Annotated in this window: 17 protein-coding genes, 4 tRNA genes and 1 riboswitch; of the genes, 8 read left to right on the forward strand and 13 right to left on the reverse strand. The window is 64.6% G+C overall.

Annotation, left to right across the window (positions count from 1 at the left end):
* Window positions 1-7: 7 nt before the first annotated feature.
* The 7 genes from CV_RS20805 to rsmD form a co-directional block, all read right to left on the reverse strand.
* Window positions 8-83 (reverse strand) — tRNA-Trp (locus tag CV_RS20805).
* A 10-nt stretch (window positions 84-93) separates the two neighbouring features.
* Window positions 94-1,284: an elongation factor Tu gene (tuf, locus tag CV_RS20810; protein ID WP_011137735.1), complete on the reverse strand. Its 1,191-nt coding sequence runs from the start codon at window positions 1,282-1,284 to the stop codon at window positions 94-96.
* A 40-nt stretch (window positions 1,285-1,324) separates the two neighbouring features.
* Window positions 1,325-1,399, reverse strand: a tRNA-Thr gene (locus CV_RS20815).
* 24 nt (window positions 1,400-1,423) lie between these two features.
* A tRNA-Gly gene (locus CV_RS20820) sits at window positions 1,424-1,497 on the reverse strand.
* A 52-nt stretch (window positions 1,498-1,549) separates the two neighbouring features.
* Window positions 1,550-1,634: transfer RNA gene (locus tag CV_RS20825), tRNA-Tyr, on the reverse strand.
* A 139-nt stretch (window positions 1,635-1,773) separates the two neighbouring features.
* Complete coding sequence (locus CV_RS20830; protein WP_011137747.1) at window positions 1,774-2,025, reverse strand: YfhL family 4Fe-4S dicluster ferredoxin; 252 nt, start codon at window positions 2,023-2,025, stop codon at window positions 1,774-1,776.
* Between the two features lie 109 nt (window positions 2,026-2,134).
* Window positions 2,135-2,689 carry a 16S rRNA (guanine(966)-N(2))-methyltransferase RsmD gene (rsmD, locus tag CV_RS20835; protein ID WP_011137748.1) on the reverse strand — a complete coding sequence of 185 codons (555 nt, stop codon included), beginning with the start codon at window positions 2,687-2,689 and terminating at the stop codon, window positions 2,135-2,137.
* A 239-nt stretch (window positions 2,690-2,928) separates the two neighbouring features.
* Here rsmD and ftsY point away from each other — a divergent pair, with 239 nt between their 5' ends.
* The 4 genes from ftsY (at window position 2,929) to rpoH (ending at window position 6,667) form a co-directional block, all read left to right on the forward strand.
* The gene (gene ftsY / locus CV_RS20840; protein WP_011137749.1) at window positions 2,929-4,056 is read left to right on the forward strand and encodes a signal recognition particle-docking protein FtsY; all 1,128 of its coding nucleotides are present in this window, start codon (window positions 2,929-2,931) and stop codon (window positions 4,054-4,056) included.
* Between the two features lie 60 nt (window positions 4,057-4,116).
* Window positions 4,117-4,770, forward strand: a complete 654-nt coding sequence (gene ftsE / locus CV_RS20845; RefSeq protein ID WP_011137750.1) for a cell division ATP-binding protein FtsE — start codon at window positions 4,117-4,119, stop codon at window positions 4,768-4,770.
* Window positions 4,767-5,675 (forward strand): permease-like cell division protein FtsX, encoded by a 909-nt coding sequence (gene ftsX / locus CV_RS20850; protein ID WP_011137751.1) that lies wholly within the window; start codon window positions 4,767-4,769, stop codon window positions 5,673-5,675. Before ftsE ends, ftsX begins: the two co-directional genes overlap by 4 nt.
* 128 nt (window positions 5,676-5,803) lie before the next feature.
* The gene (gene rpoH, locus CV_RS20855; RefSeq protein ID WP_011137752.1) at window positions 5,804-6,667 is read left to right on the forward strand and encodes an RNA polymerase sigma factor RpoH; all 864 of its coding nucleotides are present in this window, start codon (window positions 5,804-5,806) and stop codon (window positions 6,665-6,667) included.
* Between the two features lie 90 nt (window positions 6,668-6,757).
* Here rpoH and CV_RS20860 read toward each other — a convergent pair whose 3' ends face one another.
* The 3 genes from CV_RS20860 to CV_RS20870 all read right to left on the reverse strand — a co-directional run bounded on the left by CV_RS20860 (window position 6,758) and on the right by CV_RS20870 (window position 11,074).
* Entirely contained in the window at window positions 6,758-8,542 is a 1,785-nt protein-coding gene (locus CV_RS20860; protein ID WP_011137753.1) for a PglL family O-oligosaccharyltransferase, read from the reverse strand.
* Between the two features lie 92 nt (window positions 8,543-8,634).
* Complete coding sequence (locus tag CV_RS20865; protein WP_011137754.1) at window positions 8,635-10,476, reverse strand: PglL family O-oligosaccharyltransferase; 1,842 nt, start codon at window positions 10,474-10,476, stop codon at window positions 8,635-8,637.
* 130 nt (window positions 10,477-10,606) lie between these two features.
* Window positions 10,607-11,074, reverse strand: coding sequence for a pilin (locus CV_RS20870; protein ID WP_011137755.1), 468 nt, complete (start codon window positions 11,072-11,074; stop codon window positions 10,607-10,609).
* A 274-nt stretch (window positions 11,075-11,348) separates the two neighbouring features.
* On the opposite strand from CV_RS20870, the gene CV_RS20875 reads away from it, so the two are divergent.
* The 4 genes from CV_RS20875 to CV_RS20890 all read left to right on the forward strand — a co-directional run bounded on the left by CV_RS20875 (window position 11,349) and on the right by CV_RS20890 (window position 16,641).
* Window positions 11,349-12,695, forward strand: a complete 1,347-nt coding sequence (locus CV_RS20875; RefSeq protein ID WP_011137756.1) for an adenosylmethionine--8-amino-7-oxononanoate transaminase — start codon at window positions 11,349-11,351, stop codon at window positions 12,693-12,695.
* Window positions 12,696-12,777: 82 nt separating this feature from the next.
* Entirely contained in the window at window positions 12,778-14,280 is a 1,503-nt protein-coding gene (locus CV_RS20880) for a hypothetical protein (RefSeq protein WP_043596859.1), read from the forward strand.
* Window positions 14,281-14,355: 75 nt separating this feature from the next.
* Window positions 14,356-15,474 carry a glutamate 5-kinase gene (proB, locus tag CV_RS20885; protein ID WP_011137758.1) on the forward strand — a complete coding sequence of 373 codons (1,119 nt, stop codon included), beginning with the start codon at window positions 14,356-14,358 and terminating at the stop codon, window positions 15,472-15,474.
* Between the two features lie 93 nt (window positions 15,475-15,567).
* A complete protein-coding gene (locus CV_RS20890; protein WP_011137759.1) occupies window positions 15,568-16,641 on the forward strand; it encodes an ABC transporter substrate-binding protein in 1,074 nt (357 codons plus the stop codon).
* Between the two features lie 42 nt (window positions 16,642-16,683).
* On the opposite strand, the gene CV_RS20895 is transcribed toward CV_RS20890, so the two are convergent.
* The 3 genes from CV_RS20895 to ruvB all read right to left on the reverse strand — a co-directional run bounded on the left by CV_RS20895 (window position 16,684) and on the right by ruvB (window position 18,869).
* The gene (locus CV_RS20895) at window positions 16,684-17,268 is read right to left on the reverse strand and encodes a nucleotidyltransferase family protein (RefSeq protein ID WP_011137760.1); all 585 of its coding nucleotides are present in this window, start codon (window positions 17,266-17,268) and stop codon (window positions 16,684-16,686) included.
* A complete protein-coding gene (locus CV_RS20900) occupies window positions 17,258-17,674 on the reverse strand; it encodes a hypothetical protein (protein ID WP_043596863.1) in 417 nt (138 codons plus the stop codon). The genes CV_RS20895 and CV_RS20900 overlap by 11 nt, the downstream gene beginning before the upstream one ends.
* 157 nt (window positions 17,675-17,831) lie before the next feature.
* A complete protein-coding gene (gene ruvB, locus CV_RS20905; RefSeq protein ID WP_011137761.1) occupies window positions 17,832-18,869 on the reverse strand; it encodes a Holliday junction branch migration DNA helicase RuvB in 1,038 nt (345 codons plus the stop codon).
* 87 nt (window positions 18,870-18,956) lie between these two features.
* Window positions 18,957-19,105, forward strand: a riboswitch (FMN riboswitch).
* Window positions 19,106-19,219 lie beyond the last annotated feature (114 nt).

Here is a 19,219-nt window from a genome sequence, read left to right on the forward strand (position 1 = left end):
TCTTAATTGGCAGGCCAGGAGGGTCTCGAACCCCCAACCCTCGGTTTTGGAGACCGATACTCTACCAATTGAGCTACTGGCCTTTAAACCTTATTAAGCGATGATCTTGGCAACCACGCCGGCGCCGACGGTACGGCCGCCTTCGCGGATGGCGAAGCGCAGACCTTCTTCCATGGCGATCGGGGCGATCAGCTCAACCTTGATTTCCACGTTGTCGCCCGGCATTACCATTTCCACGCCTTCGGCCAGCGAGATCGCGCCGGTCACGTCGGTGGTGCGGAAGTAGAACTGCGGACGGTAGTTCGCGAAGAACGGGGTGTGACGGCCACCTTCGTCCTTGGACAGAACGTACACCGAAGCTTCGAACTTGGTGTGCGGGGTGATGGTGCCCGGCTTGGCCAGAACCTGGCCGCGCTCCACGTCTTCACGCTTGGTGCCGCGCAGCAGCACGCCCACGTTGTCGCCGGCCTGACCCTGGTCCAGCAGCTTGCGGAACATTTCCACGCCGGTGCAGGTGGTCTTCACGGTGTCTTTCAGACCCACGATTTCCAGTTCTTCGCCCACTTTCACGATGCCGCGCTCTACGCGACCGGTCACCACGGTGCCGCGGCCGGAGATCGAGAACACGTCTTCGATCGGCAGCAGGAACGGCTTGTCGATGGCGCGCTCCGGAGTCGGGATGTAGGAATCCAGCGCGTCAGCCAGACGGAAGATCGACGGTTCGCCCATTTCGGACTGGTCGCCTTCCAGCGCCAGACGAGCGGAGCCGGTCACGATCGGGGTGTCGTCGCCCGGGAAGTCGTAGGAAGACAGCAGATCGCGCACTTCCATTTCCACCAGTTCCAGCAGCTCGGCGTCGTCAACCAGGTCAGCCTTGTTCAGGTAGACGATGATGTACGGCACGCCAACCTGGCGGGACAGCAGGATGTGTTCGCGGGTTTGCGGCATCGGACCGTCAGCGGCCGAGCAGACCAGGATCGCGCCGTCCATCTGGGCAGCACCGGTGATCATGTTCTTAACGTAGTCGGCGTGGCCCGGGCAGTCTACGTGAGCGTAGTGGCGGGTCTCGGTTTCGTATTCAACGTGCGCGGTATTGATGGTGATACCACGAGCCTTCTCTTCCGGCGCGCTGTCGATCTGGGAGTAGTCTTTGGCTTCGCCACCGAACTTCTTCGACAGAATGGTGGTGATAGCAGCGGTCAGAGTGGTTTTACCATGGTCAACGTGACCGATGGTGCCGACGTTTACGTGCGGTTTGGTCCGCTCGAACTTTTCCTTAGCCATGGCAAATTTCCTGAATACGAAACAAGCTAAAATTGAACTATGGTGCCCATGGGCAGAATTGAACTGCCGACCTCTCCCTTACCAAGGGAGTGCTCTACCCCTGAGCTACATGGGCCCTTAAACAGGCTAATCAAACGCTTGGAGCGGGTGAAGGGAATCGAACCCTCGTCGTAAGCTTGGAAGGCTTCTGCTCTACCATTGAGCTACACCCGCCTGGCTCTACAACAAGACAGCTGACTTCACTGCCAAGCGCTTCATCTAATTCTGGTGGAGGGAGAAGGATTCGAACCTTCGAAGGCAGAGCCGTCAGATTTACAGTCTGATCCCTTTGACCGCTCGGGAATCCCTCCTGAAAGAGACCCGAATATTATAGATGCCCCGACCAACCGTCAACACCTTTCGCGAAAAAAATTGCATTTTTTCGCTGAAAAATAAAAAACGCCCCGCGGGTCGCGAGGCATTCTTTTATACATCAAAAGCTTAGCGCCATCAGGCCTGGCCGGAAATTTTCAAATACTTCTGATGGAGCTCTTCCTGGGTCTCCTCATGGGCCGGATCCAGCGGGATGCAGTCCACCGGACAGACTTGCTGGCACTGCGGCTCGTCGTAGTGGCCCACGCACTGGGTGCACAGATTGGGGTCGATCTGATAGATCTCCTCGCCTTGGGAGATCGCGTTGTTCGGGCACTCCGGCTCACAGACGTCGCAGTTGATGCATTCGTCGGTAATCATCAAAGACATAGTAATTTCCTCAAGTATTCCACAACATGAATTCTGTCATCCGCCGACCGGGGTCGCAAGTTCGCGCTGGTTATATCCATATAGGCGCGAACCCTCCGGCGCGGGGTGCCTACTGCGCGCTGCGGCCCAGCAGGCCGTACTGGACCATGCCGGCCTTGTCGCGGCGCAGCGTCTCCACGCCGTCCGGCAACGCATCCGGCCACTGCCTGGCCTCGACGTAAAGCACGCCCTCTTCCGACAGGCGCGCCAGCGCCAGCGGCAGCGCCTGCTGCAGCAGATCAGAATCGTAGGGCGGATCCAGGAAGATCACATCGAAGGATTCGCGGCTGCTCTTCAAATACAGCAGCGCGTCGCCGGCGACCACGTCGATCGCGCCGGCTTGCAGCAAACGGCGATTGGCCTGCAGCGCCTCGTGAACCTTGCGCGACTTTTCCACCATCACCACCCGGCGGGCCGCCCGCGACGCGGCTTCGAAGCCGAGCGCGCCGCTGCCGGCGAACAGGTCCAGGCAACTCTTGCCGTACAGATCCTGGCCCAGCCAGTTGAACAGCGTCTCGCGCACGCGATCGGGCGTCGGGCGCAGGCCTTCGGCCTCGGGGAAGGGCAACAGGCGGCGACGGTAGTCGCCGCCGATGATTCTGACCTTATTACGTGTCTGACTCATGAAAGCTAAACTCTTGGGACAAGCGCGAGAGTTTAACCTGATCAGGACTTTAGCGCCTCATTCCCGCGCGCGCGGCGCGGAATCTGTCGCGCCGGCGGCGAATTTTCGCCAGCATTCCTTATTATATATGTATCCACCGCGACTGCTTGTTCTGACGCTCGGATCGCCAGCCGATTCTGTACTCGGCGGCGTTTGAGGATACAATTTAGCCATTTACCGCTTTTCTGGCCCATTCACGCATGTTTAGCTTCTTCAAGAAAAAGACCAAGCCGGCCGAAACGCCGCAGATCGAAACGCCGGCGCTGCTCGCGCCGGAACAGGCGCCCGCCGCGCCGGAGACCATCGCCCCCGTCCCGGAGCCGCAGCGCGAGCCCGTCGCCGCCCCCATCGCGGAAACAGCCCCCGCCTCTGCTGAGGCCGCCGTTGCGGCCATCCCTGACGAGCCCGTGCCCCTGAAGAAAATGAGCTGGACCGAGCGGCTGAAGGCAGGCCTGGCCAAAACCCGCGACAAGCTGGGCAAGCAGCTGGCCGGCCTGTTCGGCGGCGGCAAGATCGACGAAGACCTGTACGAGGAACTGGAGACGGTGCTGCTGACCGCCGACATGGGCATGGACGCCACCGAGCACCTGCTGCAGGACGTGCGCGAGCGGGTATCGCTGAAGGGGCTGAAAGATTCGTCCGAATTGAAGGGCGCGCTGAAGGATTCGCTGCAGGATCTGATCGGCCCGCTGGAAGTGCCGCTGAACGTGGAAGGCAAGAAGCCGTTCGTGATCATGATGACCGGCGTCAACGGCGCCGGCAAGACCACCTCCATCGGCAAGCTGGCCAAGTATTATCAGAGCCAGGGCAAAAGCGTGCTGCTGGCCGCCGGCGACACCTTCCGCGCCGCCGCGCGCGAGCAGCTGATCGCCTGGGGCGAGCGCAACAACGTCACCGTGATCGCGCAGCAAGGCGGCGACTCCGCCGCCGTCTGCTATGACGCGATCCAGGCCGCCATCGCCCGCGGCATCGACATCGTGCTGGCCGACACCGCCGGCCGCCTGCCGACGCAGCTGCACCTGATGGAAGAGATCAAGAAGGTGAAGCGCGTGATCCAGAAGGCGCTGCCGGACGCGCCGCACGAGGTGGTGCTGGTGCTGGACGCCAATATCGGCCAGAACACCGTCAATCAGGTGAAGGCCTTCGACGACGCGCTGGGCCTGACCGGCCTGATCCTGACCAAGCTGGACGGCACCGCCAAGGGCGGCGTGATCGCCGCCATCGCCAAGCAGCGGCCGATTCCGCTGCGCTTCGTCGGCGTCGGCGAGAGCATCGACGACCTGCGGCCGTTCGACAGCCGCGACTACATCGACGCGCTGTTCGAATAAGACATCTCGCGGCCGCGCAGGCGGCCGCCTTTTCTCAGCCAACAAGCGGGAAACCTCTCAATGATACAGTTCGACCAGGTCACCAAGCGCTACCCGGGCGGCAACGAAGCCCTGAAGAACCTGTCGTTCACCATAGAAACCGGCGAGATGGTGTTCCTCGCCGGCCATTCCGGCGCAGGCAAGTCCACCTTGCTCAAGCTGATCGCCGGCATCGAGCGCGCCACCAGCGGCGGCGTCATCGTCAACGGCCAGAACCTGTCCAAGCTGCGCGCGAGCCAGGTGCCCTATGTGCGCCAGCATCTGGGCATGGTGTTCCAGGACCACAAGATCTTGTTCGACCGCAGCGTGTTCGACAATGTGATGCTGCCGCTGGACATCATAGGCTTCGACCGCCGCGACGCCGCCAAGCGCGTGCGCGCGGCGCTGGACAAGGTCGGCCTGCTGCCCAAGGAAAAGATGATGCCGATCCGCCTGTCCGGCGGCGAACAGCAGCGGCTGTGCATCGCCCGCGCCGTGGTCCACCGCCCCAGCATCCTGTTGGCCGACGAACCATCGGCCAACCTGGACCGCGCCTACGCGCTGGACATCATGGAATTGTTCAAATCCTTCCACCAGGTGGGGGTCACCGTGCTGATCTCGGCCCACGACGAAACCCTGATGGAAGATTACGGCCGCCGCATCATCCGCCTGAGGGAAGGACAGTTCGCCGCATGAAACACTTTCTCTATCTGAACTGGCAAAGCGCCAAGCAGGCGCTGGCCAAGATCGTCCGCCAGCCGTTCGGCAGCCTGCTGACCCTGCTGATGCTGGCGCTGGCGCTGGCGCTGCCCTTGTCGCTGTATCTCGCCGTCAGCAGCGTGCAGGAGTGGGTGGGCCGCCTCACCGCCACGCCGCAGATCACGCTGTTCATGGAACAGGCCGCCGAGCAGGCCGACATCGCCGCGGTCAACAGCACCCTGTCGCACCATCCCAAGGTGAAGAGCTTCACTTTCGTCAGCAAGGGCCAGGCGCTGCAGGATCTGGAAAAGCGCAACGGCCTGACCGGCCTGTCCGACGGGCTGGACGCCAATCCGCTGCCGGACGCCTTCGTGGTGACGCCGAAATCGCTGGAGCCGCGCGAGCTGGACATGCTGCAGAAGGAGTTGTCCGGCCTGCCGATGGTGGAGCTGGCGCAATTCGACGCCAGCTGGGCCAAACGCCTGTACGGCATGGTGGAGATGGGCAAGAAGCTGACCTGGTTCCTGGCCGCCGCGCTGGGCCTGGCGCTGGTGCTGGTCACCCACAACGCGATCCGGATGCAGATCCTGGCGCGCCAGGACGAGATCGAGGTCTCCAAACTGATCGGCGCCACCGACAGCTTCATCCGCCGCCCCTTCATGTACCACGCGCTGTGGCAGGGCGTGCTGGCGGCGCTGCTGGCCTGGGGCCTCTCCAGCTGGCTGGCGGCGATGGCCAACCCGGCCATCCGCGAGTTCGCGATGCTTTACGGCGAGCGGGTGGAGCTGCGCGCGCTGAACCTGCCCGAGCTGGCCGCGCTGATCGGCGTTTCCGCCGCGCTGGCGATGCTGGGCGCCCGCCTCGCGGCCGACCATCATCTGCGCAAGGTGGAACCGAAATAATAATGACAAGCGAAAGGTTTCGGCTATCGGGGCCATTGTTAAATATCATTGACTCGGGAACCTTTCGCTGCTAGCACTCTCAATATTCGAGTGCTAAGATAGCACTACCCAAGGAGGTAGCCATCGCAATGAACACAACATTTGCCCTTCCGGTCCCGTCGACCAGCGGCAGCCTGGAACAATACATCCAGGCCGTGAACAGCATCCCCATGCTGACGCCGGAACAGGAAACCGAGCTCGCGACCCGTTTCCAGCAGGAAAACGACCTGGAAGCGGCGCGGCAGATGGTGCTGTCGCACCTGCGCGTGGTGGTGTCCGTGTCGCGCGGTTACGCCGGCTACGGCCTGCAACAGGCCGACCTGATCCAGGAAGGCAATATCGGCCTGATGAAGGCGGTGAAGCGTTTCGAACCGGGCCGCGGCGTGCGTCTGTTCTCGTTCGCCATCCACTGGATCAAGGCCGAGATCCACGAATTCATCCTGCGCAACTGGCGCCTGGTGCGCATCGCCACCACCAAGCCGCAGCGCAAGCTGTTCTTCAACCTGCGCAGCATGAAGAGCGGTTTTTCGGCGCTGTCGGAGCAGGAAGCCAAGTCCATCGCCGAAGACTTGGGCGTCAAGCCCGAGGAAGTGCGCGAAATGGAAATCCGCATGACCGGCCAGGACGTGTCCCTGCTGGCCGACAGCGACGACGAGGACAGCTACGCGCCAATCGACTGGCTGGCCGACAGCCACAGCGAGCCAACCCGCGCGCTGGAGCGACGCGCCTTCGACATGCTGCAGTCGGAAGGCCTGGAATACGCGCTGTCGACCCTGGATCCGCGCAGCCGCCGCATCGTCGAGGCCCGCTGGCTGGCCGACGACAGCGGCGCCACGCTGCACGAGCTGGCCGCCGAGTTCGGCGTATCCGCGGAACGCATCCGCCAGATCGAAGCCAAGGCGCTGTCCAAGATGAAGGCCGCGCTCAGCGAAGGCGTGGTGCTGGACAACTGATTCCACCCGTCCGTCGCAAAAAAAGCCACTCGAAACATCGAGCGGCTTTTTTCATGCCCTCCCCCGCCGATAGGGACGGGGGAACGCGCCTCACTCCTGCAAGGTGCGGAACTTGGCCGGCAGCTTGTCGTAGGCTTCGCGGCTGATGCGGCGCAGCGGCTCCCAGGCCGGATCCTGGTCGCCCAGCGTCTCCAGGAACTGGCCGGCGTAAGTCGGGAACGAGGCCAGCGTGGTGCGCAGCGTCCGTTCGGCCTTCTCCCGTTCCCCAGCCAGCAGCTCCAGCTGCGCGCGCTTTAGCATCACGTCCGGATACGGGCGGAACGCGGTCAGGCGGTCTTCCAGCGCCAGCTTTTGCCTCAAGTTGTCGCGATTCACCGGCAGATAGTCGTCCAGCGTGTACAAGGCATGGTAGGCGAACAGCGGCTTGGTCTCGACGATCTCGATCAGGCGCTCGGCGCGGACCTTGTCCTTGGACGCGTTGCCGGTCGGCACGTAGAGATTCACCAGCTCCCAGAACATCGACGTGGTGCTGATCGACAGCCAGCCCACCCACGCCAGCGCCGCCAGCAGCGGCAGGCGCAGCGGCCAGGCCAGCGCGCGCTCGCCGCGCGGCGCCATCGCCATGAACACCACCAGCATCGCCAGGAAGTAGTAATACCACAGCGGGTACTCCAGCATGCTGTGGGTCAGCGTCACCGCGATGCAGCCCAATGCCAGCACGCCTTCGGGCTCGGCCTTGCGGCGGAAGAAGGGCAGCACCGCCCAGACGAAGCCTGCCACCACCAGCGCGGTCACCACGCCGCCCATCTCGGCCAGCAGCTGCATCAGCAGATTGTGCGCATTGGTGAACAGGCCGCTATTGTAGCCGGCGGCGGCGAACTGCGGCAGCGGCTGCAGGCGCACGCTCTCGGCAGCGTACTGCGACCAGCCCACGCCCCACAGCGGATGCGCCTTGAACGCCAGCCAGGCCTTGTGCATCTCGGCGAAGCGGCGCGCGCCCATGTCGTCGCCGTTGGCAGCCAGCCGCGCCACGCCGGACGCGTTCTCGACGTCGGAATGGGTCAGCAGCGAGATCAGGTGATTGAACAAGGGCAGCGCGAACTGGGCGGCCAGAATCGTGCCCGAGGCCGCCCACATCGCCAGCATCATCCGGCGCGAGTTCTCGTCCCTGCTGCGCCAATGCCACAGGCCGGCCAGCGCCGACAATGCCACTAGGTAAAGAAGAATGGTGCGGGAGCCGGCCCAGCCCAGCATCAGCGCCATCCACAACACCAGCGCGATCAGCCAGGCCCTGCCCAGGCGGCCGACGGCGAACAGGTAGACGCCGGACACCACCGACCACATCAGGTAATGGGCGTACTGGTTGCGTTGGCCGATGTGGCCGAAGATGTTGCTGGTGGGGTGGGAGCCGTCGTAGAACAGCCCCAGCGCCGGCGCCAGGCCGGTCAGCTGGGCGGTGCCGATCAGCGACTGCGCCAGGCCGCCGACGATGACCGCACGCGCCAGCCACACGGCGAACTCGCGGTCGCCGAAGGCGCCGCGCAACGACAGCGTGACCGAGGCCAGCAGCGCCGTCGCCAGCCAGGCCAGCGCGGTGACGTAGCTCATGCCCGGGAACAGCAGGTGGACGAATTGCGGCTGCAGCGCCCAGGCGCCCGCCAGCGCCAGGCACAGCCAGCCGGCGCGCGGCATGGCGTCGAACAGCCGCCCTCCGGGCAGCAGGAAGGCGCCGGCGGCCAACAGCAGCCAGATCACGTTGATCTCGCCGAACCACTGCGGCAGCGGCACGAAGTGGACGCGGGAAGCGAAAGGCACGATGGCGATCAGGCACAGGGCCAGCAAAGCCAGGCGCTCGGAAATCTTCTGAAAAGTCATGGCAGATCAGACGTCGGAAAGCAGGAAGCGGGCAGCATACCGCATGCGCCGCCCCGGCAAAACCCATCAAGTGTGTCGGCGCGTTACAAAGCTCAGAACAGCGTACTGCGCGTGACTGGTGCGGCCACCGTCATCACCGCGGCCATCCTGCCCGCGTCGGTGTTTGCCCCGTGCTCCTGGTAAGCCTGTGCCGCGCGCAGCGCCATCGCCTTCAAGGGACTGATTTCCGGCTCCTGCCAGGCTTGTAACGTAAACACTAACTTCGGCGCCTCGTCGGGATAATTGGCGATGGCCTGAGCGAGAGCATCGCGAGCCCCTTGCTCCCGCCCCGCCAGCGCCCGGCACAGGCTCAGCCTCAGCAGCACGGCCACGTAAGGCTGGTCCCGGGCCAGTTTTTCATAAAAGGGCAGTGTGAGGTCGAGATGCTTGCGGTCCGGCATCAGATAATTGCCAAGCACTAGGTCGGCCGATTTCGCCCATAGGGGATCCACGCCCACCTTGCCGATGTAATCGACGCGACGCACGTTTTCCTCTGCCGACCGGCTGGGCGCGCTGTATTGCACGAAGCGCTGGAAAATCATGGCACCGCTGACCACATGCGCCACCATCAGCATACCACCGGCGATACAGGACCATCGCAACAGGCCGATAGGTGTGCGCAGCCGCCACCGCGGTGCGGGCCCCAGCGTGCAAACCGTCGTCAGCATCGCCAGGAAGGGCAGGTACCACAAGGGAAATTCGAACATGCTGTGCGTCAGCATCATCATCGCCAGTAGCAGCAGCAACAGGTTTTCCGCGCTTTGCCTTCCCTTGCCAAAAAAGGGCAGCAGGCACGCCAGCAACCCGCCGACCGCGATCGCCGCGCCTAGTCCTCCAGTCTCCGCCAGCAGTTGAAAGACAAGGTTGTGACACTGGGTAAACAGCCAGTTCTCGGGCGCCTTGGGCAAACCGGCGAACACCTCCAGCCAGACCGACTGCGCCGCATAGCGCCCAAGACCAACGCCCAGCCACGGGTGCTCTACGAACACTTGCCAGGCCTTAGTCCATTCGATGCGCCGCCTCGCGCCGAATCCGGCGTCGAGAATCCGTTCCGAGCCGCTGAAAGTATGCACCGGAAGGCCTATCCAGTTGAGCAGCCAGACCAGTTCGCGATTGAACAGCTGCACCAGGGCCAGCAGCAGCACAGACAAGGCCAGCGCGGTGGCCATGCGCCGCAGAACGGAGTCCGCTCCGGCGCGCCGGAGCCAGAACCAGGACACCAGACAGATGCCCAGTCCATAGGCCAACGGCAGCCGAGCGCCGGACCAGGTGATCATCACCGCCAGCATAGCGACCAGCGCGACGCACAAGCCGGTTCTCAGGCGATCTTGCGCATGGAGGTAGCAGGCGGCTGGTAATCCCCAACTCAGGTACTGCGCATACTGATTGCGTTGGGCCAGGTTGCCCATGACCGTAGTCGGCTCGTTATAATCGAACAACACCCACCCACGGCACCAGCGCGCGAGATCCAAGGCCTGGATCAGCCCCAGCACGATCTGAAGGCCGTTGCCCAGCAGAACCGCGCCAGCCAGCAGCAAGCAAATCCGCTGCAAGGGAAGGTCTATCCGATTGTCCAGCCACAAGGACAGCAACAGCATCGCCAACAAGCTGCCGACCGCCTGGCTGCTGCCCTTCGCATTGTCCAGTAACAAACCGTTGCTCGCCGCCAGCAGCATGGTCAGTAGCAGCAGCACCAGCGAAGCCGCCGGCAGCGCGAATCCTTCGCCTCCCCTTTTCAGGGTGAAGAGCGCCGCCAGCCCGATCGCGAGCACCACCGGTGCATCGCTCCACCAGTCCTGTAACGGCATGTAGCGCACGAAATTGAGAAACGGCAGGATGAAGCAAGCCGTGAAGAAGAGGAGCAAACCGCCCTCCGCCGCCCAGTGCCTGACCATAGGCTCCCTTTCCCCTCTGTAGACACAAGTTGTTCCGACATGATTATACTGGTCTCGGCCTATCATACCTTTCGCATCAAAAATAAAGGAGGCACCGAGATGCCCCCTGTTCACACACCAGCCCGTTGACTTACTGACGGCAAGTGGATGGCACCCAGTTGGCGCTCAGTTGGCTAGCAGATGCGATGGCCGTTGTGCCGGAGCCGGTATAGGTGCAGTACCACTGCACCGAGCCCGCGCTGACGGTCGGCACCAGATCGACCAACGCACCATTCGATACTGTCGAATTGTAAGCGATCTGGACCACCCCGTTCGCCAGAACGTTGATGCTGCTCACCGAGTTACCCGTAATGGACGCCGCCAATCCGTAAGTCGTGTTAAAAGGCGCGGTGCCGGAGGCCCACGCGTTGTTGGTCGCGTAGTATTCGGTCACCGCCGTCTTGGCCGCGTCGGCCAGCGCCAACCCTTCCGACACCCGCGCGCGCTTGGTGTAGTCCTGATAGGCCGGAATGGCGATGGCGGCCAGGATGCCGACGATGGCGACCACGATCATCAGTTCGATCAGGGTGAAGCCCTGCTGTTTACGCTGTTTCTTCATGTTGAACTCCCAGTGAGCCAAGCTTAGCCAAGGTGGAGCGCGGCGCGTTCCCACGCCTCTCCGTCTCATCTTCTAAAGATCGCGGGGTCTTCCCGTCGTGTTGTGCCGGCCCATCCAGCACGAAGCATGCCAGCCCGGCGGGAGGCCGGCCATCGACGCCAATCCGCGCGCAGTCTTGTCAGCATAGGTCAGAAACTGCCGTTTTTCGTCACCCGGACTGCCCGTTCGGACTGTGCTAGCATCGCTTTCCCACCCGCGACACAGGAGCCGCCTCATGAGCAACCAAGCCTGGCTGGAACGCAGTTTCGCCGCCGTCTGGCATCCCTGCACCCAGATGAAGCGCCATGAGAGGCTGCCCATCGTGCCGATCGCCTCGGCGGACGGCGTCTGGCTGACCGACTTCGACGGCAAGCGCTACCTGGACGGCGTCAGCTCCTGGTGGGTGAACCTGTTCGGCCACGGCCATCCGCGCATCAAGCAGGCAGTGCGCAAGCAACTGGACAGCTTGGAGCATGTGATGCTGGCCGGCTTCACCCACCGCCCGGTGGTGGAGCTGTCCGAGCGCCTCGCGGCGCTGTCCGGCCTAGGCCACGCCTTCTACGGCTCCGACGGCGCCAGCGCCACCGAAATCGCGCTGAAGATGAGCTTCCATTACTGGAAGAACGTAGGCCGGCCGCAAAAGACCCGCTTCGTCAGCCTGGAAAACAGCTACCACGGCGAGACCGTCGGCGCGCTGGCGGTCACCGATGTGCCGCTGTTCTCGTCCACCTACGCCGAGCTGCTGAAGCCGGGCCTGCGCGCGCCATCGCCTGACGCCCGGCAAGCCGTACCAGGCGAGCGCGCCGCCGACGTCGCGCTGCGCGCCGCCCGCTCGCTGGAAAACCTGCTGGCCAAGCATGGCGGCGAGATCGCAGCGGTGATCGTCGAGCCGCTGGTCCAGGGCGCCGCCGGCATGGCGATGCACGACCCGATCTACCTGACCGAGCTGCGCCGGCTGTGCGACCAATACCAGGTCCATCTGATCGCGGACGAAATCGCCGTCGGCTTCGGCCGCACCGGCAGTTTCTTCGCCTATCAGCAGGCCGGCATCACACCGGATTTCCTCTGTCTGTCCAAAGGCATCACCGGCGGCTTCCTGCCGCTGTCCTGCGTGCTGACCCGCGACGAAATCTACCAGGCCTTCTACCACGACGACGTGGCGCGCGGCTTCCTGCATTCGCACAGCTATACCGGCAACGCGCTCGCCTGCGCGGCGGCGCTGGCGGTGCTGGACATCTTCGACGACGAAGACGTGCTGGAGGCCAACCGCGTCAAGGCCGAGGGATTCACCCGGCAAATGCGCCCGCTGGCCGAGCGGCCCGAGATCCGCCATTTCCGCCAGCGCGGCATGATCTGGGCCTTCGACGTCGATACGGCGCGTTCCGACTTTGCATTGGCCTATTTTTCGGCCATGCTGAATCGCGGATGCCTGTTGCGGCCGATAGGAAAGTCGGTCTATTTCATGCCGCCGTACACACTGAAATCCGAAGAGATGGACTGGCTGGCATCGGCCAGCGTCGACGCGCTGGACGAGGTGCTGGCCGGAGAGAGCGTCGGCGGCGATCCGACCGCGCTGCCCTGAGCCGGCGGCGTTCCATTCCCTTCCTTAGCGCCCGTCTCGGAGCCCTGTCCGGATGCCACCACTCGTTTTGCCGAAGAAGGATATGGACCCGCAACTCGTCGATACCCAGCCGGCCAGCGTCGCCGCCTGGCTGGAGCGTCTGCCCTACACCGACTTGGCCGAATGCGGCAAGCTGCTCGGCCAGGGCTTGTACCAGCTGGGCCGCGTACCGATGGATCCCGGGCAGCGCTACAAGCTGCTCAAGCTCTATCTGAAGGCGCTGGACCGTTATTATCCGCTGCTGGAGAACGAAGCCCAGCACGGCGACGCGGTCGCCTCGCCCAAAACGCGGCTGCTGGCGGCCATCAGCGTCAAGCTGTTCGCCAACCTGTTCCTGGCCTTCAAGCAAACCCTGCACGAAAAATTCTCCCGCCATTCGCTGCTGGAGCGCGAACAGCCCAAGCAGGAGCTGCTGCTGTACACGATGATGGCGGCGCGGCAATACCTGAACATCAGCCAGCAAAGCTACTGTCCGCTGCCAGCCGGCTTCTGGCTGGACTGCCACCAGCTGTACGCGCTGGCGCTGCAGCGCGGCTGGCAGGACAAGTCGCTGGCCGGCGACGACACGCTGGCCGTCATCTACCGCCAGCTGCTTCTGCTCGGTCTGACCGCCACCAACCGGCTGTCCCCCGCCGACCTGCAATTGGTCAGGCAACTGGCCTACGACCTGGCGCGACAGGTGACGCTGTTGCCGCTGGCGGACCTGACGGAGGCCCGCCAGGGCTATGTGCTGGACCTGGGCGAGGATGCCCCGCCGCGCTATCTGCCGGCCAGGCCATCGCCGTCCCAGCCAGGCGCTTACCTGCTCGAACTGGACGGCGCGCTGGCCGCGATGAAACGCAGCCTGGAACAACTGCGCAAGACCGCGGCGGGCGCCGCCTCTCCGGCGCTGAACGACGAAGTCCAGCTGCTGAGCCATCTGGCCGAGGCATGGCAGCGCCCGCGCCGACGCAAGCATGCCCGGGAATCGGTCGAGACGGTGGTGGAGATCACCGCCGGCGTGGCCGCCATCTGGCACCGCGCCAACGGCGGCAGCTGGCAGCCCGCCGGCGCCGACCCCGACGAGAACAGCGCCCACCTGCGCCCGCCGCCCGCCTCCTGCCTGCTGACTGTCGTCAACCAGAGCGAATCTGGCTACCTGCTGCGCGGCCTGCCTCGCGAGCAGCCCTTGCGCGCCGGCGAGGTGCTGTTGCTGGACCGGCCCGACCAGCCGGGCGAGTCGTGTCTGTGCGCAGTGCGCTGGGTATTGATGCAGCCCTCCGGCAAGGAAGTGGAATGCGGCGTCGAGACGCTGGGCCCGCTGCCGCAGCCGGTGAGGGCCATGCCCAGCATCACCCACAGCGGCGACAGTTTCCAACGGGGCTTGCGGCTGCCCGCCAACGGGAGCCGGCCGGCGCTGCTGCTGTTGCCCGGCCGTCCCTTCAGCCAGTTGCGCGAGTTCAGGCTGAGGGACGAAAACGGCGAGCAACTGGTCCGCGTTTCCAAGCTGCATCAGCAATCCCCCCATTTCCAGCTGATGGAATACCGCCCCAGCGAGCAATTTTGACCTGGCGCAAGCGCCGGGCTTTTTCAGTTACACTGCCCTCTCTATAATTATTCGCTTTCATAGAGAGGTCCGTTGATGCACTCGGTGATTCACGCTTCAGACCGCATCGTGGTCAAGGTAGGCTCCAGCCTGGTAACCAACGACGGCAGGGGGCTGGACCTGAACGCGCTGGCGCGCTGGGCGGAGGAAGTTGCCGAACTGAAACGCCGCGGCAAGCAGGTGGTGCTGGTCTCCAGCGGCGCCATCGCCGAAGGCTGCCAGCGCCTGGGCTGGACGGTGCGCCCGAAGGGCGTGCATGAGCTGCAGGCCGCAGCCGCCGTCGGCCAGATGGGCCTGTGCCAGGCCTACGAGAGCGCGTTCCGCTCCTTCGGCCTGCGCACCGCGCAGATCCTGCTGACCCACGAAGACCTGGCCGACCGCACCCGCTACCTGAACGCCCGCTCCACGCTGACCAGCCTGCTGAATCTGAACGTGGTGCCCATCATCAACGAGAATGACACCGTGGCCACCAGCGAAATCCGCTTCGGCGACAACGACACGCTGGGCGCGCTGGTGACCAACCTGATCGAAGCCGACGCCCTGGTGATCCTGACCGACCAGCGCGGACTCTACAGCGCCGACCCGCGCAAGCATCCCGACGCCGAGTTCATCCACCAGGCCGAAGCCGGCGACGAGCGCCTGGAGGACATGGCCGGCGGCGCCGGTTCCAGCGTCGGCACCGGCGGCATGATCACCAAGATCCTGGCCGCCAAGCGCGCCGCCCGCAGCGGCGCCGCCACCGTGATCGCCAGCGGCCGCGAACCCCATGTGCTGTCTCGGCTGGCCGACGGCGAAGCCATCGGCACCCAGCTGGTCGCCGCCACCAACCGCATGGCCGCCCGCAAGCAGTGGCTGGCCGACCACCTGAAGCTGGCCGGCCGCCTGCTGCTGGACGACGGCGCCGCGCTGGCGATACGCGAGCGCGGCACCAGCCTGCTGCCGGTGGGCGTCAGCGCGGTGGAAGGCGATTTCCTGCGCGGCGAGGCGGTGGCCTGCGTCGACGCGGCGGGGCACGAGGTGGCGCGCGGCCTGGTCAACTACAGCTCGGACGAAGCGCGTCAGATCATGCGCAAAAGCACGCGCGAGATCGAAGCCGCGCTCGGTTACATCGTAGAACCGGAGTTGATCCACCGGGACAATATGGTCGCGCTCTGAGTCATCGCCGCCAGCGGCAAACGTTTTTCCCGACCCCTGCCCGGCAGGGGTTAGTTTTTGCAACGCCAAATAATCAATTAGGATTTTCCGTATATGAACAAGATCGCCCTGGCCGCCTTGTTGGCGGTGGCCTGCGGTTCGGCCGCAGCCGAAGACGTGCTGCACATCTACAACTGGAACAACGCGCTGTCGCCTGACACCGCCAAGCGCTTCGAGCAGTCGTGCAAGTGCAAGCTGGTGCAGGACTACTACGGCGACAACGAAGAGATGCTGGCCAAGCTGGCCGCCGGAGCCAAGGGCTACGACATGGTGTTTCCCACCGCTTTCGCGGTGAACACGCTGCTGAAACAGGGCAAGCTGCAGCCGCTGGACAAGAGCAGGCTGCCCAACTGGAAGAACCTGAACAGCGGCTATCTGGCGCTGAACCAGCCCTTCGACCCCGGCAACCGCTACGCCGCGCCGACCGTGGTGTCGCTGACGCTGATCGGCTACAACGCCACCCAGCTGAAGAAGGCCGGCGTCGAGGGCAAGTCCAACAGCTGGGCGCTGGTATTCGACCCCGCGCTGCTGGCCAAGATCAAGGGCAAGGTCACCGTGCTGGACAGCCAGCGCGAACTGATGGCCGCCGCGCTGATGTATCTGGGCAAGGACGCCAACTCCACCAACCCGGCCGACTGGAAGGCCGCGGCGGAAACCATACGCAAGGCCAAGCCGTACTGGGCGGCGTTCAACAACCAGAGCTACATCAAGGAGCTGACCGTCGGCAACATCTGGGTGGCGCTGGGCTATTCCAACGACCTTTTCCAGGCCCAGCAGGACGCGAAGAACGCCAAGCGGCCGTTCGAGCTCGCCTACCGCCCGCAGCAGGAAGGCAATGTGCTGGCCATCGACAACATGACCATCCTGAAGGACGCGCCGCGGCCGGACCTGGCGCACAAGTTCATCAACTTCATGCTGGACGGCAAAAACGCGTCGGAAATCTCCAACCAGATCGGCGCGACCAATCCGGTGAAGGCGGCCGAAGCCTTCTTCAAGCCGCAGATCAAGGCCAATCCGGTGATCATGCTGGATCCGTCCAAGGGCAAGTACGTGGCGCTGAAGGATCTGGACGTGAAGTCCCGCCGCGAGCTGAACCGCCTGTGGTCGCAAGTGAAGATCGGCCGCTGAGCGGCCGCCTGATGAAAAACGCCGGCAACCCGCCGGCGTTTTTCATTCCAGGACCACCGTCACCCGGGGCCAGCGCGCCTGGTAGCGCTTCTGCGCCACCCGCTGGCGGTAAATCTCCAGGCTGGCCCTGGCCGGGTTGCGGCGCACCGTCATGGCGAACAGGTCGTCCAGCCCGAAAGGCGCGATGATGCGCAGGCTGTCGTCGGCGTTCAGCGCGACGCCGACCGCGGTCGCGTACTCCGGCCAGGTCGCCAGTGCCGCCTCCAGCGACGGCAAGGGCTCGACCGGGTAGCCGAAACGATCGGCAAACCACAGATGCACCGCCGCCTGATTGGTCACCTCCCAAGGCAGGTCGGGATGGACGGACGCCAGCCGGCGCTGCAGCGCGGCCTCGCGATCGGGCGACAGGTTTTCGGCGTCGAAATAGACCAGATCGAGATCGGACAAGGCAGAAGGCTCGGACGCGAAGCCATGCAGCGCGTCCCACACCAGGCCGCGCACCGCGCCGGCGCCGATGCACCAGTCGGAAAGGCCCAGCGCCCTGGCCGCGCGCAAGGCGCGCATCAGCCAGGGCGAGGCCAGAACCAGTCCGCTCAGCTGTTGTTCGAGGCGGCCCTCACTCGGCATCGCGCGGATGGCCGGCCTCTTCGCGGCGGAATTCCACCGCGCGCATGATCGCGTAGGCCAGCATCGCGCACAGGAAGAACAGCAGCACCACCCAGGCGATGGACTGCAGCGTGCTGATGAAGGCCTGGAACAGCTCCAGCAGCCAGCGCTCGCCGCTCAGCTGCAGCTGGGTCGTGCCCTTGCCCGGCGCCGGCGGCAGGTACTGCTGCAGCGACCACTGGCGCACGCCGCCGGAAATGCCGCTGACCACGATGGCGAAGAACACGTACTTGCGCCAGGCGTCGGCCAGGTCCTGTCCCAGCGTGCGGCCGAGTATCTTGCCGACGGCAGGATCGAAGAAGCGGGCTGCTGCGCCGGCGGTAAGCACCACCACGGCCAGGATGGTAATGAACAACACGTAGAACATGATGGCTTGCTCGATCGGGAAACACTGTCATTGTACGCGCAATGCATGCGCTCCACCCGACCAGCCTTTGCGCGCGGACAAGCATGACCGCCTTCCGCCGCATGCCGGGCGCGAAAACGGCCCCGCCGGGCCGTTCAACAAATCATATGGCGGGTGCTCAGGCGTCCTTCACCGGCAGGCCGAAATGCAGATAGGCCTGCGCGGTGGCCATCCGGCCGCGCGGCGTGCGCTGCAGATAGCCCTGCTGGATCAGGAAGGGCTCGATCACGTCCTCGATGGTGTCGGTGGACTCGCCGATCGCCGCGGCGACGTTGTCCAGGCCCACCGGCCCGCCGGAAAACTTCTCCAGAATAGCCTGCAGCAGCTTGCGGTCCATCACATCGAGGCCGGCCGGATCGACGTCCAGCATCGCCAGCGCGGCGTCGGCCACCGCCATCGTCACCACGCCGTCGGATTTCACCTCGGCGTAGTCGCGCACCCGGCGCAGCAGGCGGTTGGCGATGCGCGGCGTGCCGCGCGAGCGCTTGGCCACCTCGAAGGCGCCGTCGTCCGACAACTGCACATTCAGGAGGCCGGCCGAACGGCTGACGATGCGGGTCAGCTCCTCGGCGTTGTAGAACTCCAGCCGGGCGACGATGCCGAAGCGGTCGCGCAGCGGATTGGTCAGCATGCCGGCGCGGGTGGTGGCGCCCACCAGCGTGAACGGCGGCAGGTCGATCTTCACCGACCGCGCCGCCGGCCCCTCGCCTATCATGATGTCGATCTGGTAATCCTCCAGCGCCGGGTAGAGGATTTCCTCCACCACCGGTGACAGGCGGTGGATCTCGTCGATGAACAGCACGTCGTGCGGCTCCAGATTGGTCAACAGCGCCGCCAGGTCGCCGGCGCGCTCGAGCACCGGGCCAGACGTCTGGCGCAGGTTGACGCCCATCTCGCGCGCGACGATGTGGGCCAGCGTGGTCTTGCCCAGGCCCGGCGGGCCGAACAGCAGCACGTGGTCCAGCGCCTCGCCGCGCTTCTTCGCCGCCTCGATGAAGATTTCCAGCTGCTCGCGCGCCTTCTTCTGGCCCACGTACTCGTCCAGCAGCTTGGGCCGCAGCGCCCGCTCCAGCGCCTCTTCCTGCTCGGACGCGCGTTGCGGGGTGACGATGCGGCGCTCCGGCGCGGCGCCGAACAGCTTGTCGGTTTCTATCATCGGGGACTCTTGAAAGATGAATCTTGCTGCCGACATTCTAACACCACGCTATACTCGCCGCTGGCCGCGCGACACGCGGCCGCAAGCTTACGTCTTCGGGGCGGGGTGCAACTCCCCACCGGCGGTATGGCGCGCAAGCGCCGAGCCCGCGAGCGCCTTTGCCTGACGGCAAAGGGTCAGCAGATCTGGTGAAACGCCAGAGCCGACGGTAATAGTCCGGATGAGAGAAGACGACGCCAGCTCCCGCCGCGCCCGCGGCCGGAGGCACGTGTCGTATCCGCGCGGTTTCCCGCGCCGGATGGCTTTGCGCTATCCGCTTCAAGCCCGAGGGACGTGTTTCTCAATCTTGT

Origin of the sequence: Chromobacterium violaceum ATCC 12472, assembly GCF_000007705.1 — a bacterium.
GTDB lineage: Bacteria > Pseudomonadota > Gammaproteobacteria > Burkholderiales > Chromobacteriaceae > Chromobacterium > Chromobacterium violaceum.

Coding starts and splice junctions, on each gene's coding strand:
- tuf (WP_011137735.1), bottom strand. CDS start 1,284: ATGGCTAAGGAAAAGTTCGAGCGGACCAAACCGCACGTAAACGTCGGC.
- CV_RS20830 (WP_011137747.1), bottom strand. CDS start 2,025: ATGTCTTTGATGATTACCGACGAATGCATCAACTGCGACGTCTGTGAG.
- rsmD (WP_011137748.1), bottom strand. CDS start 2,689: ATGAGTCAGACACGTAATAAGGTCAGAATCATCGGCGGCGACTACCGT.
- ftsY (WP_011137749.1), top strand. CDS start 2,929: ATGTTTAGCTTCTTCAAGAAAAAGACCAAGCCGGCCGAAACGCCGCAG.
- ftsE (WP_011137750.1), top strand. CDS start 4,117: ATGATACAGTTCGACCAGGTCACCAAGCGCTACCCGGGCGGCAACGAA.
- ftsX (WP_011137751.1), top strand. CDS start 4,767: ATGAAACACTTTCTCTATCTGAACTGGCAAAGCGCCAAGCAGGCGCTG.
- rpoH (WP_011137752.1), top strand. CDS start 5,804: ATGAACACAACATTTGCCCTTCCGGTCCCGTCGACCAGCGGCAGCCTG.
- CV_RS20860 (WP_011137753.1), bottom strand. CDS start 8,542: ATGACTTTTCAGAAGATTTCCGAGCGCCTGGCTTTGCTGGCCCTGTGC.
- CV_RS20865 (WP_011137754.1), bottom strand. CDS start 10,476: ATGGTCAGGCACTGGGCGGCGGAGGGCGGTTTGCTCCTCTTCTTCACG.
- CV_RS20870 (WP_011137755.1), bottom strand. CDS start 11,074: ATGAAGAAACAGCGTAAACAGCAGGGCTTCACCCTGATCGAACTGATG.
- CV_RS20875 (WP_011137756.1), top strand. CDS start 11,349: ATGAGCAACCAAGCCTGGCTGGAACGCAGTTTCGCCGCCGTCTGGCAT.
- CV_RS20880 (WP_043596859.1), top strand. CDS start 12,778: ATGGACCCGCAACTCGTCGATACCCAGCCGGCCAGCGTCGCCGCCTGG.
- proB (WP_011137758.1), top strand. CDS start 14,356: ATGCACTCGGTGATTCACGCTTCAGACCGCATCGTGGTCAAGGTAGGC.
- CV_RS20890 (WP_011137759.1), top strand. CDS start 15,568: ATGAACAAGATCGCCCTGGCCGCCTTGTTGGCGGTGGCCTGCGGTTCG.
- CV_RS20895 (WP_011137760.1), bottom strand. CDS start 17,268: ATGCCGAGTGAGGGCCGCCTCGAACAACAGCTGAGCGGACTGGTTCTG.
- CV_RS20900 (WP_043596863.1), bottom strand. CDS start 17,674: ATGTTCTACGTGTTGTTCATTACCATCCTGGCCGTGGTGGTGCTTACC.
- ruvB (WP_011137761.1), bottom strand. CDS start 18,869: ATGATAGAAACCGACAAGCTGTTCGGCGCCGCGCCGGAGCGCCGCATC.